We start from the raw sequence: 14826 nt of genomic DNA on the forward strand, positions 1-14826 counted from the left end.
ATATAACCTATTCAAGAAATGTAATTGATATCCTTCAAAATTATCTTCAAGTAGGAAATGACGAAAAATGTATTTCCAAGGAAATATACATCGAAAAAAAGGAAATAATGACTTATTCATGGGAATAAATGGATATACTATTTGTTATATGGTAAGAGAAATGAAGGTGAAATAATTGAAAAAATGGGGATATTTAGCAATAGGACTGTTAAGTGTCCTGTTAATTAGCTTTGTAGGATTTTTACTAATCGTTTTCTTAGGTAATTATGTTATAGATGAAGATAAGTTAGTCGTCCATTCATCATCGGAAATGGTAGATTTAGAGGGGAATTTTGTATCAAGGCTATATAATGAAAATCATCAAATCGTTTCAATTAGTGATATACCTGATTATACTAAACAAGCAGTAGTTTCAATTGAAGATGAACGTTTCTATAAGCACCATGGAATTGATACTCAATCAATCTTTCGGGCTATAGTAAATGATATAAAAGCATTTAGTAAAGTACAAGGTGCGAGTACACTTACTCAACAACTTGCAAAGAATGTATTTTTGACGAACGACAAAACATTTATGAGAAAAACAAAGGAAGTAATTATAGCAATTAATCTAGAAAGAAAGTATACAAAAGATCAAATACTAGAAATGTATTTAAATCAGGTTTATTTCGGTCACGGGGTATATGGTATTGGCGGAGCTGCAAAATATTATTTCGGGAAAGATGTTAAAAATTTGACTATTGAGGAAAGTGCTTCTTTAGCAGCCTTATTAAAGGCTCCATCACATTATGATCCAGTCACTCAACCAGTGCGATCTTTAGAACGTAGGAATCTTGTTCTTTATAAAATGCTAGATACGCATTATATAACTGAATCTGAGTATCAGAAAGCCAAAATAAAACCAACAGTATTGCATATTACGGAACAAAAATTTGAAAACGGATATGCTACATATATTGATATGGTTATTAAAGAAGCAAAAGAGAAATATGGAATTTCTTATGACCAACTTTTAAATGGTGGATACAAAGTTGTCGTTCCAATTCATAAAAAAACACAATTAACCGCCTATAAATATTTTAAAAATGGAAACTATTTTCCGGGAACTGATCAAAATGCTGAAGGAGCCTTTGTATTAATAAACTCCGAAACAGGCGGTGTAGAGGCGGCAATTGGAGGTAGAAATTACTATTTTCAAGGATTAAATCGTATTAACGTGAAAAGACAACCTGGTTCAACAATGAAGCCTTTACTTGTTTATTCGCCAGCGCTTGAAACAGGAAACTACAATCCGTATTCTTTATTACCTAATGAACAGAGTGCGTTAGGAGACTATAAACCGAAAAATTATAATGGAGTTTATACGAAAACGATTTCGATGTTTAATGCATTAATTCAGTCAGCAAATGTACCAGCAGTTTGGTTATTAAATGATATTGGAATTGATAATGCAAAAGAGTATCTAGAAAAAATGGATTTGAATATTCCCGATAAAGGTTTAAGTATGGCGCTTGGAGGGCTTAAGATTGGTTTAACACCATTAGAGCTAGTAAAAGCATATAGTTCCTTTGATCATGATGGAGATGCATTAGAGCCTTTTGTTATTAATGCAATTTATGATCGGAACAATGAATTAGTAGCCGAAGCGAAAATTAAGGAATATAAAGTGTTTTCATCACAAACCTCTTGGTATATGACAAAAATGCTAAAAGGTGTTGTAAATGAAGGGACAGCTAGCAGAGGAAGTTTCAATGGTGATTTAGCGGGTAAAACGGGATCTACAAATATACCTGGCCAAACAAATGGAAACAAAGATGCTTGGTTTGTAGGCTATACACCAGACGTTGTAGGCGCAATTTGGATGGGATATGATAAAACAGATTCAAAACATTTTTTAAGAAATGGTAGTACATATCCAACCATATTATTTAAAAAGATTTTAAGGGAAGCAGGAAGAGAACCATCAACAAAATTTAAAAAGCCAAAAAATATAGACGATTTAGAATCACCGATAAATTTAGAGCCTATTTCTAATGTTCAATCGAAAGTATCATTCTCTCCATTTGGATTATTCACTGTCGTCATTAATTGGAATGCACCAACTGATCACAGACAACAATATCGAATCTATCGAGTGAAGAATGGCAAAGAGAAATTAATAGATACTGTTACTGGTTTAGATGAGTACAAAGATTCCTTTGTAAATGTATTTAATGTACCTTCTTATTATGTAGTACCGTACAATCCGCAAACAAAAGAAGAAGGTGAGAGGTCTAAACTTGTCAAACCCAACATAAGAAATAAGGAATAAACATTTTAAGGCTCTCCTTCTTATCAAATGATTTGAAGGGGAGTTTTTTATTTCCTATTACTACTAAAACTATGTTCCTAAAAATAGTATCTGTTTAAAAAGATTAGTTAAGAGATTAAGAAGATTGAACAATGAAATAACGCTTGATTGAATAGTTAAAAAAGATTTATTTATTATTATTGTTTTACCTGTCACCTTATTAAAAACAAGTGATTTTGGTTGATAGATAAATGCTTTAATAACTTGCAAAAATTAAACTATCTTTTTTAAACGATCAATATTTGTAAAGATGTGTAAGTCGTCATCATAAGTTACAATTTTATTATTAAAGGGTAATTCATTCGTTCAATTGACTATTCTATTTTTTTAAGATTATTCTTTTTTTTTTTTTTTTTAAAGAGCTTGATTGGAACGAAAGGGTGCCAGGCTTCTATGGGATAAGCGGGAAGGCTGAGACCCCACAGGCGGCGACGAGGCCGCTAAAGAATCTCGCCCCATGGAAAGCGAGCAAACTGTAGTGGAAATCATAACACACAACTTACTTATCAATGATCAATCAACAATTTAATTGACAAATTCTTTTTTCAACAGCATGAGTTAATAACGAATTTTTAAACGCCTTTATTTTATAAAAAGTATTATTAAATAAAGATTATTAATTCGATATTTTAGACATATTTTGATATAATTTTTAATGGGAAAAGTCTGGTAGTGAAATAGACCTATTAATTGAGAAAAATTGTAAAATCAGTGAACATTATGTGTCAAAATTCGAGTTTTCTATACAATTAATGGTTCAATCAGTATATTTAATAGTAGAGTTTGGAAAAGTGAAAGGGAGACTTTGAAGGATGAAAAAAGATTTTAACGATACATTTCTTAAAGCGATTAGAGGAGAAGAAGTAACGCATACACCAGTTTGGTATATGAGACAAGCAGGGCGTTCTCAGCCAGAATACCGAAAAATTAAAGAAAAATATTCTTTATTTGAAATTACTCATCAACCTGAATTATGCGCTTACGTAACAGCGCTACCAGTGGACCAATATAATGTTGATGCAGCTATTTTATATAAAGATATTATGTCTCCACTTCCTGCAATTGGAGTAGACGTAGAAATTCAATCAGGAGTAGGACCGGTAATAAGCAATCCTATTCGTTCATTAGCAGATGTAAAAAAGTTAACTGATCTTCATCCGGAAGAGCAACTACCTTATATCTATGAGACGATTAAATTATTAACAACAGAGGTTCTTTCTGTTCCATTAATTGGATTTGCAGGGGCACCTTTTACAGTTGCTAGCTATATGATCGAAGGTAGACCGTCAAGAAACTATAATAAAACAAAATCATTTATGTACGCAGAGCCAGAAGCATGGTTTGCTTTAATGGATCATTTAGCAGATATGACAATAAAATACGTAAAGGCACAAGTTAAAGCAGGGGCAAGTGCAATTCAATTATTTGATTCATGGGTTGGCGCTTTGAATGCTAATGATTATCGCATTTATATTAAACCATGCATGGAAAAGATTTTTGCAGCACTTAAAACAGACAATATTCCAACTACTATGTTTGGAATTGGAGCAAGCCATTTAATTCATGAATGGAATGAACTGCCTGTAGATGTAATTGGTCTAGATTGGAGAACTTCTATTACGGAAGCTCGCTCTTTAGGGATTACGAAAACACTTCAAGGTAATTTAGATCCTGCGTTTTTATTAGCACCATGGGAACAAATTGAGAAACGTGCGAAGGAAATATTAGATGAAGGTATGGCAAATCCAGGTCATATTTTCAATTTAGGTCATGGGGTATTCCCTGAAGTAAATCCTGATACTCTTAAACGATTAACAAGTTTTGTACATGAGTATTCATCAAGGGTTAAAGCTTAATATAAAAGGACTATGGTGATGACATGAAAGAAAAAATCGGTTTATTAGTTATGGCTTACGGCACGCCATATAAAGAATCAGATATAGAGCGTTATTATACAGATATTCGTAGAGGTAGAAAGCCTTCACAAGAGGCGCTAGAAGAACTGACTGAACGATATCGTGCAATTGGAGGAATCTCTCCTTTAGCAAAAATAACAATCGAACAAGCAAAAGCATTAGAAGAAGATTTAAATAAGATCCAAGACAAAGTAGAATTCAAAATGTACATTGGACTGAAGCATATTGAACCATTCATTGAAGATGCAGTAGATGAAATGAAAAAAGATGGTATAACGAAAGCAGTTAGTATCGTGCTTGCACCACATTATTCTACGTTTAGTGTAAAATCGTATAACGAACGTGCTACAAGTCATTCTGAAAAAGTTGACGGACCTAAAATACTACATGTAGATGATTGGTATAAAGAAGAACGATTTATTCAATATTGGGTACGTGAAGTAGAAGCAATTCTTGAACCAATGAATGAAGAGCAACGTGTGAAAACGGCGTTTATTTTTTCAGCGCACAGTTTACCTGAAAAAATTCTTACTTATGGAGATCCATATCCGGAGCAACTTAAGGAAACTGCCGAGTTAGTCGTTCAGCAATCTGATATTCGTCATTATTTTCTAGGATGGCAAAGTGCTGGTAATACACCAGACCCTTGGCTTGGACCTGATGTACAAGATTTAACACGTGAATTGAATGATAATTATGATTTTGAAACATACGTTTATCTACCATTAGGCTTTGTAAGTGAGCATTTAGAAGTACTTTATGATAATGACATAGAATGTAAACATGTAACAGATGAAATTCAAAAAGCATATGTTCGTCCACCGATGCCTAATACGGATTCATTATTTATTAGTGGACTTAGTACGGTTGTATTAAGAAAATTAAACGAACAATAATATGGTTTTGAAATAGGAGGTTAAGAAGTGAATAAGAAGGTTGTCATTATTGGTGGCGGTATTACTGGATTGACATCTGCCTACTATTTAAAACAAGAAAAATTAAAAAATAACCTTCCAATTGATATTCAATTAATTGAAGGTTCATCAAGACTTGGCGGAAAAATCCAAACAATTAGAAAAGATGGATTTGTTATTGAACGTGGTCCTGACTCATTTTTGGCAAGGAAAAAGAGTGCATATCGATTAGCTGAAAACTTAGGAATTCAAGACCAAATCGTATTTAATTCTTCTGGAAAATCCTATGTTTTAGCTCATAATAAATTACATGGTATGCCAGAAGGTTCAAACATGGGGATTCCTACACAAATCAAGCCTTTTATTTTTTCAGGTCTATTTTCACCAGCTGGAAAGATCCGTGCAGGTTTAGATTTTGTTTTACCAAAAACGCACGTCCAAGGGGATATGTCTTTAGGTAAATTTTTTAGAAGAAGACTTGGTAATGAAGTAGTTGAGAATCTAATTGAGCCTCTTTTATCTGGTATTTATTCAGGCGACATTGACCAAATGAGTTTAATGGCAACATTTCCTCAATTTTTCCAAATTGAACAAAAACATCAAAGTATTGTTTTAGGTATGAAAAAAGAGATGCCTATGAAGAAATCAAAAGGTCCGAGAAAAGGAATTTTCCAGACTGTAAGTACAGGTCTTCAAACAATCGTTGAACGAATTGAAGAAGAGTTAGATCCAGAAGAAGTTTTAAAAGGTGTACAAGTAGTTAATATAAATAAAGTTGGAAAAAAATATGAGATTGTACTTAGCAATAATGAAAAGATTGAATCAGATTCAATTATCGTTACTGTACCTCATCGTTTCATTCCACAATTATTTAACAATAAACCTGTATTTGAGCCTTTCAAAAAAGTTCCTTCTACATCAGTTGCGAATGTTGCAATTGCATTTCCTGAGCATGCAATTAAGAAGGATATAAATGGTACAGGCTTTGTTGTTTCACGTAACAATGATTATAATATAACAGCGTGTACATGGACTCATAAAAAATGGGCACATGCTTGTCCAAAAGGTAAGGTCCTATTACGTTGTTACGTTGGACGTCCTTACAATAAAGAAATAGTCGATAAAACAGATGAAGAACTTGTTGAAATTGTTTTAGAAGATTTAAGAAAAACGATGGATATAACTGAAAAACCAGAGTTTTATATTGTTTCAAGATGGAAAGATGCTATGCCTCAATATACGATTAATCATAAAGAGCGTACGAAAAATATGGAACAATATTTACAAAAAGAAATGCCTGGTGTATCGGTGATCGGTTGCTCATTTTATGGGTCTGGCTTACCAGACTGCATAGATCAAGGTGAAAAAGCAGTTTCAGATACCATTGAATACTTGTTCTCACGTGAAAAACAAGCTGTTCCAAATTATTAAGGCCTATTTAATACAATCTAGTAAAGAATAGAGCAACCAAAAAAGTATATCGATACTTTTAGGTTGCTCTTTTTATTATGCCTCTGTACTAATAATATGTTTAATCATTCCGGCAAGAAAATTGATGCTCCTAAAAGAAGTTTAACTTAAAAACTATCTTTTAAGCAATTTGAGCAAGTGTTATTGTAGCAATCATGTTGTTCTTCAATCGTCGAATTACATTGTTTACATAATTTCTTTGGTAATAGTTTTAAAAATTCGGACATTTTTACAAGCATGTTACCCTCTCCTTTAGTTAACTTATTAGTATTGTATTACTACAACTTATTTTATGTCAATCTGTATTAGTACAATTTTTGAAAAATAATCTAAACGCCTATTTTTTATAAACAGTAAGGACAAGCTTATAAATTTAAATTTTCATAGAAATAATAAGTACAAAGGAGTGTGTTTGTTTTATGAAAGTAACCGTTATTGGTTATTGGGGCGGCTACCCAGGTAAAGGTGAGGCAACTTCATGTTATTTATTTAAATCAAAAAATTTTAATCTATTGGTTGATTGTGGTTCAGGTGCATTAGCTACTTTACAAAATTACATAGATCCTAATTGCTTAAATGCTGTAATCCTGTCACATTATCATCATGATCATATTGCAGATATAGGAGTACTACAATACTTCCAACTTGTAAATTCAGGTAAGCTTAAGTTTGCCTTACCTATTTATGGACATAACTTTGATCACGAAAAATTTAATTCATTAACATATAAAGAAGCAACTAAGGGATATGAATATAAACCAAATGAGGCCCTCGATCTAGGTCCATTTACAATACGTTTTCTTAAGACTGTTCATCCGGTTGATTGTTTCGCGATGCGAATTGAAACTGCAAATCATTCGGTCGTATATACAGCGGATTCAAGCTTTACGGAAGAGTTCATACCGTTTTCTTCCAACGCGGATTTACTTATAAGTGACTGTAATATGTATGAAAACCAAGATGGAGCTAAAGTGGGACATATGAGCAGTAAAGATGCTGCGACAATAGCTAATGAAGCAAATGTAAAAGAATTACTTTTATCACATCTTCCTCATAAAGGAGATACAAAAGATTTAAAAGTTGAGGCCAAAAAGTATTATAATGGACTTGTTCATTTAGCTTATACAGGATATGAATGGAAATCAAAACTCTAGGAGGACACACATGCTATTTTTAGATAATAGGGGAATAACGGATCCAACATTGAATTTAGCGATGGAAGAATATGCGCTAAAAAATCTAGATCCTGAAAATACATATTTTTTATTTTATATTAATGAACCATCAATCATTATTGGTAAAAATCAAAATACTGCCGAGGAGATTAATGCTTCATATGTAAATGATCATAACATCCATGTAGTTCGAAGATTATCTGGCGGTGGAGCGGTATATCATGATTTAGGGAATCTTAATTTTAGTTTTATTACAAAAGATGATGGAGACAGCTTTCATAATTTTAGAAAGTTTACTGAACCAGTAATCGAGGCATTAAAAGAACTAGGTGTAAATGCTGAACTTAGTGGAAGAAATGATATATTAGCAGAAGGTAGAAAAATTTCAGGTAATGCACAATTTTCTACTAAAGGTAGAATGTTTAGCCACGGTACATTGTTGTTTGATAGTGATATAGATGAAGTTGTAAATGCATTAAATGTAAAGTTGGAAAAAATTCAATCTAAAGGAATTAAATCAGTCCGAAGTAGAGTTGCAAACATTAAGGAATTTTTAAAAGACGATTTAACAATCCTAGAATTTAAGGATTTAATTTTACAATCTATTTTTAAAGAACATGGGAAAATAGAACGTTACGAATGGACAGAAGAGGATATAAAAAATATTAAAGAACTTGCTGAGAATAGATACCGTAATTGGGATTGGAATTTTGGGAAATCTCCTAAATGCAATATTCAACAAAGTAAAAGATTTGCAGCTGGTTCGATTGATCTTCGTTTAGATGTAAACAAAGGAATCATTGAGAATGTTAAAGTTTATGGTGACTTCTTTGGGGTAGGAGATGTATCTGATATAGAACAGCTACTGATTGGCAGTAAATTTGATCAACAAGAGATTGAAAATAAGCTAAATGAAGTTGATTTTAAACATTATTTTGGTAATGTAACGAAAGAAGAATTTATGAGTTTATTATTTTAAAAAAAGAGTAGGAAACTACTCTTTTTTTGTTTGTTAAATAATTAGAAGTCTAAAAAGTGCTAGTTTTCTCACTTGTCAGAATTGTATTCTAGCAATATAATATATTTAGAATATTTTAAATTTTTGTATTTAAAGGGGGTAGTTTTTCTTGAATTTAGTTGAAACACTGTCACAATCAGCTTTTAGGCATCCAAATCATTCTGCTATTATCTTTGAAGGGCAGACATTTTCATACTCAACACTAGAGACTTATATTACGAAATTTGCGAGTGGCCTCTCAAAATTAGGAATTGAAAAGGGAGATAAAGTAGCTCTAGTTGTTGGTAATTCTCCTCATTTTATTATAGCACTATATGGTGCGCTGAAGGTTGGAGCGGCTGTAATACCGGTTAATCCTCTTTATGCACCAGATGAATTAGTATACATATTAACAAACGGCGACGCAAAAGCAGTAATCACCTTAGACTTATTTCTTCCACTAGTAGAAAAAGCTTCACCGATTCTTCCTAATATCGATCACTTCATTATTTGTGAAACAAAACAAGAAAATCCTTATGAATTTAAGAACAATAAATTGAAATCGTTTACAAATGTAGTTGGACTTGGAGATATAGATTTCAAAGGACCTGAATTACATGATGATGATTTAGCAGTCATTTTATATACTTCTGGTACAACAGGAAAACCAAAAGGAGCTATGTTAACGCATAAAAACCTATATTCGAATGCTATGGATGCTGGGCACTTCTTAAGCTTTTCAAGTACAGAAAAGGTAATTGCAACTTTACCTGCATTCCATGTATTTTGTTTAACTGTAGCTTTAAACGCGCCTTTAATGTATGGAGCTACTGTTATTTTAGTGCCTAAATTTAGCCCAAAAGAAATATTTGACATTATTCGTACATACAAAGCAACTGTATTTGCAGGTGTGCCAACAATGTATAATTTCTTATATCAATTCCCTGAAGGAAAGACAGAAGACTTTGAGTCAATTCGACTATGCATTTCGGGTGGTTCATCATTGCCGGTTGCACTTTTAGAGAATTTTGAAAAGAAATTTAAAGTTATTATTTCAGAAGGTTATGGATTGTCAGAAGCCTCACCAGTTACTACATTTAATCCGTTAGATCGCCCAAGAAAAGCAGGATCAATTGGGACAAATATTAGCAATGTTGAAAATAAAATTGTTAATGAACTTGGGGAAGAAGTTCCAGTAGGTGAAGTTGGTGAATTAATCGCCCGCGGACCTAATATTATGAAAGGCTATTATAATATGCCAGAAGAAACAGCAATGACGATTCGAGATGGCTGGTTATATACAGGTGACCTAGCAAGAAAAGATGAAGATGGTTATTTCTATATTGTCGATCGTAAAAAAGAATTGATTCTTGTTGGCGGCTATAATGTATACCCTCGTGAGGTCGAAGAGGTAATTTATAATCATCCAGATGTTATGGAATGTGCGGTTATCGGATTACCAGACGATAATTTTGGAGAAAGTGTAAAAGCCTATGTTGTTTCAAAAAATCCTTCATTAAGTGTGGAGACCTTGTCAGAATATTGCAAGGCGCACTTAGCAAAATATAAAGTACCAAGATCAATAGAGTTCATTCCAGAGCTACCAAAAAATGCAACTGGTAAAATACTTAGAAGAGCATTGAAAGATTCAGTTAGACAATAGCACGTGGTAACAGAGGAGAGAGCTCTTTTAGGGGATCTCTCCTTTTTAATTGGGATATAAAGTTGTAATACTAATCTTTTAAAAACTGATAGTGCAGTTAATGTCTGATCTGCAAATAAATCCTAGTGCACTGCAAATAAGAGCCTCAACTGTGCAAATAAACGTGGAAAAGCTGCAATTAAAAATATTAAAACTGCAAATAAAAATAACAAATCTGCAAATAAGATAAAAGATTACCCATACCAGTTAAGGTATTACACACTAAAAAATGGACAGTAGTTGATCCTTTCAAATGGAAAACATGCAAATCTGTTCTAATTCTTCAAATTTAAATAGAAAATTGATTCAAGTCTGTTAATTTTCTATAAAATAAAACTAATTTTTACTAGAAATGAAAAGTACTTCCGATATACCCACCTCGCATTTTATATTCTACTCCACTAAAATAGATTACTAATTCCTGATCATTTATAAAAATTGTTTACGGTCTACTCAATTTATTCTATAAGGGACGGAACTTTTTACGTTTGATAAAGGTTGTATCTTTATTTTCCTAAAAATCCCTTTAAAATAGAAAAAAGTATTAAAAAATATAACAGGTTGAAGTTCTAAAAAATTGGACAAAGTTGATAATATAGAATGGGGGGAGATTTTATGAAAAAAGCAACTAAATCTAAATTAACCAAATTTATCTGTCTAGGCTATCTCATTTATATCATTTTAGTCCTGTTATACTTTTATGTTTTTACGACTTCTGACCTACCTTCAAAATATAAAGGAACATTTGTTGATCCACATACATTTATGAATCATAAGGAAGCTAATCTAAGTTCTAGTTATAGCACTTTAAAGAATGTTCTTTACTTTATTACCTTACCGATTGATTGGATTGTATTATCACTTTTATTATTAAGTGGATCAATTGAAAGATTAGGTGACTCATTATCTAAGTTGACTAGGTTTAAGTTTATACAAGTTCTTTTATATTTCTTCTTTGTCTCGGTCGTTACATATATCGTTTCATTTCCAATTGATTTCTATCGATTTAAATTATCGACGAAATACGGATTGTCTGTTCAAACATTTAATGCGTGGATGAAGGATGAAATGATTGGTTTTTGGATAAACTTTGCCATGATGTTTTTTGTGATGTATGTTGTGTATTTATTAATCAAAAAACAACCAAAAAAATGGTGGTTAACTGCATGGCTATTAAGTATTCCTTTTACGATTTTCTTAACATTTATTCAGCCTGTAGTAATTGATCCCTTATATAATGATTTTTACCCATTAAAAGATAAAAATTTAGAAAAGAAAATTATTACCCTAGCTAAAGAAGCAAATATTCCTGCACATCGAGTATATGAAGTAAATATGTCCACTAAGACAACTACTTATAATGCATATGTTACAGGTATAGGTAAAAACGCTAGAATTGTATTATGGGATACAACTCTTAAAGGATTAACTGAAGATGAGATTATGTTCATCATGGCTCATGAAATGTCACATTACGTCCATAAAGATATCTATAAATCAATGTTTGGTATGTTAGCAGGTAGTTTAGTCGGTCTGTATATCATTCACTTATTAATGAAGTATGTACGATCAAAGAATAGGAGCAGTAATTCTACTGAAAAAATGGCCGTCATCCTAACGTTATTTTTAATCATTAGTGGAATTGTAAGCTCTATTTCTGATCCGGTATCAAATGCATTTTCAAGAAGTGCTGAGAAAAGAGCAGATTTATATGCAGTTAAGCTAACACATGATCCGGAGTCAGGGATTATAGCGTTTCAAAAGTTATCCGAAAACAGTTTGTCTCAAGTAAATCCACCATTTTTAGTGAAATTGTTTAGATATGATCATCCGACTATGTTGGAAAGAATGAATTATTTAGAGGCAGCTGAAAAAAGAAACAACAATAAATAGATTAAATTTTTTGTTGAATGTTCGGCTTGTAGAGATTGGTTTTGTACCAATTTCTACAAGTTTTTTTTGTGTTATGAAAAATATAGAAGCCCTTCAAATGTCTTAATAGTACATAGTATTAAATTCTTTAAGTGTGTCAAATGATCAAAAGTTATAAATTCTATTAAAAGTTTCACATTTATTCTATTGGATAAATTACGTTTCGGTCGTTAAATTTAGTAAAAGTTAATTTTTCATTACTAAAGATGAATAACGAAAATTATAATCTAATTCTAAAGACTGAGGCGATCTTATTAAAAGAATACTGTTTATATGTATACTAATTGTTTCGTGTGTTCCCTTTATTATTCTTTTACTAAACTTTATCAAAGATAATGGAACACAAATTAAAGATTTTCACTTAGGCTATGTAATTAATGCAGAATCACAGAAAATGGAAAAATATGAGGGACCTCTCGATCTAAATAAAAAAATTTGGGTATCAGTGGACTACCAAGATAGTAAAGTTTAGTCCGATCTAATGAAAGAAACTAGTTCCAGATGTATCTTGTACTTCTGTCCATATTTTTTGGAACAGTACTTCATTTTTATTATTTTTTATTACTAATTCTTGCAATAGATGACATTCGTCTAAAAACATCCTTAAGGGTCTTTTTTATTTAATTGAAATAAAATTCCATTCTTTAAAAGGTTAAACTGTCGAAAATTCTTTTGGAAATATTTTCAGAATTTAATATCAAATCCGAATATATTGTTATATAATAACGTAAGTAATCAATATCTGTTATATAACTGAATGGAGGGATCATATGACAACTGAACTTTCAAAAATTAAAGTTCTCGGTAATCATGTAGAGGGTTCAACTGACATTCTTACGACCGAAGCATTAAGTTTTTTAGAGCAATTACATCTGAAATTTGATCAACGTAGACAACAGCTGTTATTAAACAGAAAAGAAAGAATGTATTTGTTACAAAATGGAGGTAAGCTTCAATTTTTAGAGGAAACAAAACACATTCGTGATAGTGAATGGACAATTGCACCTATTCCAGAAGATTTACAAGATCGAAGAGTAGAGATAACGGGACCAGTTGATCGAAAAATGATTATCAATGCATTGAATTCTGATGCGTTTGTTTTCATGGCTGATTTTGAAGATGCTACTTCTCCAACTTGGGAAAATATAATTACGGGTCAGGTTAATTTAAGAGATGCTGTGAATCGAACAATTTCACTTCATTCAAAAGGAAAAACATATAAGTTAAAAGAGAAGCCAGCTGTCCTATTAGTTCGACCAAGAGGCTGGCATTTAGAAGAAAAACATATCACTGTAAATGGTGAAAATATGTCTGGGAGCTTAGTAGATTTTGGACTTTATTTCTTTCATAATGCGAAACAAGCAATTAAAAATGGCTCAGGACCTTATTTTTATTTACCAAAAATGGAAAGTTATTTGGAAGCAAGATTATGGAATGATGTTTTTTTATTTGCTCAAAATGAATTGAATATACCTGTTGGAACGATTAAAGCAACTGTATTAATCGAAACAATTGCAGCTTCATTCGAAATGGATGAAATACTATATGAATTAAAGGATCATTCAGCCGGATTTAATTGCGGAAGATGGGATTATATTTTTAGTTTTATAAAAATGATGCGTTACGATAAATCAATTATTTTACCTGATCGATCTGTTGTGACGATGGAAGTACCTTTTATGCGTTCATATTCTCAAAAAGTTATTCAAACTTGTCATCGTAGAAATGCTCCGGCAATTGGAGGAATGGCAGCTCAAATTCCAATTAAAGATGATAAAGAGCGAAATGAAGTTGCGTTTGAAAAGGTAAGAAAAGATAAAGAGCGTGAAGCAAAGGATGGACACGATGGTACATGGGTAGCGCATCCTGGTTTAGTAGCTGTTGCTCTTGAACAATTTAATCAATATATGCCTACACCAAACCAGATTCATAGAAAACGTGAGGATGTTAATGTAACTGAAGCTGATCTTTTAGAGATTCCTAGTGGTGTTATTACTGAACAAGGTCTCAGAACAAATATAACAGTTGCAATTCAATATATTGAAGCATGGATAAGTGGTCGAGGCGCGGTGCCGCTATACAACTTAATGGAGGATGCTGCGACTGCTGAAATTTCGCGTGCGCAAATTTGGCAATGGGTGCGTCATGAAAAAGGTGTTTTAGAGGATGGTACAAACATTACTTTACAAGTAGTGGATTCATTAAAAAATGAAGAAATGATGAAGCTTCAACTAGAAACAGGGAAAGAACAATTTGAAGCAAAACGGTTTAATGAAGCAATTGAATTATTTGATGAGTTAATTAGCAACGATGAATTTGCTGACTTTCTGACTTTAAAAGGATATAACTTTTTATAAAATTAGGAGGAAA

Annotated in this window: 10 protein-coding genes; 9 read left to right on the plus strand and 1 reads right to left on the minus strand. The window is 32.1% G+C overall.

Going from position 1 to position 14826, the window contains the following annotated elements; all coding sequences use genetic code 11:
- Nucleotides 1-175 precede the first annotated feature (175 nt).
- From ACFVR2_RS08000 to hemY, 4 genes are all read left to right on the plus strand, one after another.
- Nucleotides 176-2311, plus strand: coding sequence for a transglycosylase domain-containing protein (locus tag ACFVR2_RS08000; protein WP_387360565.1), 2136 nt, complete (start codon nucleotides 176-178; stop codon nucleotides 2309-2311).
- An 851-nt stretch (nucleotides 2312-3162) separates the two neighbouring features.
- Nucleotides 3163-4206: a uroporphyrinogen decarboxylase gene (hemE, locus tag ACFVR2_RS08005; RefSeq protein ID WP_387360567.1), complete on the plus strand. Its 1044-nt coding sequence runs from the start codon at nucleotides 3163-3165 to the stop codon at nucleotides 4204-4206.
- A gap of 23 nt (nucleotides 4207-4229) precedes the next feature.
- Complete coding sequence (gene hemH / locus ACFVR2_RS08010) at nucleotides 4230-5162, plus strand: ferrochelatase (protein ID WP_387360569.1); 933 nt, start codon at nucleotides 4230-4232, stop codon at nucleotides 5160-5162.
- A 27-nt stretch (nucleotides 5163-5189) separates the two neighbouring features.
- A complete protein-coding gene (hemY, locus tag ACFVR2_RS08015; protein WP_387360571.1) occupies nucleotides 5190-6611 on the plus strand; it encodes a protoporphyrinogen oxidase in 1422 nt (473 codons plus the stop codon).
- 146 nt (nucleotides 6612-6757) lie between these two features.
- Here hemY and yhfH read toward each other — a convergent pair whose 3' ends face one another.
- The gene (yhfH, locus tag ACFVR2_RS08020; RefSeq protein WP_387360573.1) at nucleotides 6758-6889 is read right to left on the minus strand and encodes a protein YhfH; all 132 of its coding nucleotides are present in this window, start codon (nucleotides 6887-6889) and stop codon (nucleotides 6758-6760) included.
- A gap of 180 nt (nucleotides 6890-7069) precedes the next feature.
- Between yhfH and ACFVR2_RS08025 the strand changes: the two genes are divergently transcribed.
- The 5 genes from ACFVR2_RS08025 (at nucleotide 7070) to aceB (ending at nucleotide 14813) form a co-directional block, all read left to right on the plus strand.
- Nucleotides 7070-7804 (plus strand): MBL fold metallo-hydrolase, encoded by a 735-nt coding sequence (locus tag ACFVR2_RS08025; protein WP_387360575.1) that lies wholly within the window; start codon nucleotides 7070-7072, stop codon nucleotides 7802-7804.
- Between the two features lie 10 nt (nucleotides 7805-7814).
- The gene (lplA, locus tag ACFVR2_RS08030) at nucleotides 7815-8804 is read left to right on the plus strand and encodes a lipoate--protein ligase (protein WP_387360577.1); all 990 of its coding nucleotides are present in this window, start codon (nucleotides 7815-7817) and stop codon (nucleotides 8802-8804) included.
- Between the two features lie 148 nt (nucleotides 8805-8952).
- Entirely contained in the window at nucleotides 8953-10485 is a 1533-nt protein-coding gene (locus ACFVR2_RS08035; protein WP_387360579.1) for a fatty acid--CoA ligase family protein, read from the plus strand.
- A 654-nt stretch (nucleotides 10486-11139) separates the two neighbouring features.
- Complete coding sequence (locus tag ACFVR2_RS08040) at nucleotides 11140-12417, plus strand: M48 family metallopeptidase (protein WP_387360581.1); 1278 nt, start codon at nucleotides 11140-11142, stop codon at nucleotides 12415-12417.
- 809 nt (nucleotides 12418-13226) lie between these two features.
- Complete coding sequence (gene aceB, locus ACFVR2_RS08045; RefSeq protein ID WP_387360583.1) at nucleotides 13227-14813, plus strand: malate synthase A; 1587 nt, start codon at nucleotides 13227-13229, stop codon at nucleotides 14811-14813.
- The last annotated feature ends 13 nt before the right edge of the window (nucleotides 14814-14826 follow it).

The organism is Gottfriedia sp. NPDC057991, from assembly GCF_042886615.1.
Lineage (GTDB): Bacteria > Bacillota > Bacilli > Bacillales > Bacillaceae_G > Gottfriedia.

Bases quoted from the DNA above. Each gene is read 5' to 3' on its own strand.
- ACFVR2_RS08040 (WP_387360581.1), top strand. From the start codon at position 11,140: ATGAAAAAAGCAACTAAATCTAAATTAACCAAATTTATCTGTCTAGGC.
- lplA (WP_387360577.1), top strand. From the start codon at position 7,815: ATGCTATTTTTAGATAATAGGGGAATAACGGATCCAACATTGAATTTA.
- hemE (WP_387360567.1), top strand. From the start codon at position 3,163: ATGAAAAAAGATTTTAACGATACATTTCTTAAAGCGATTAGAGGAGAA.
- yhfH (WP_387360573.1), bottom strand. From the start codon at position 6,889: ATGCTTGTAAAAATGTCCGAATTTTTAAAACTATTACCAAAGAAATTA.
- hemH (WP_387360569.1), top strand. From the start codon at position 4,230: ATGAAAGAAAAAATCGGTTTATTAGTTATGGCTTACGGCACGCCATAT.
- ACFVR2_RS08025 (WP_387360575.1), top strand. From the start codon at position 7,070: ATGAAAGTAACCGTTATTGGTTATTGGGGCGGCTACCCAGGTAAAGGT.
- aceB (WP_387360583.1), top strand. From the start codon at position 13,227: ATGACAACTGAACTTTCAAAAATTAAAGTTCTCGGTAATCATGTAGAG.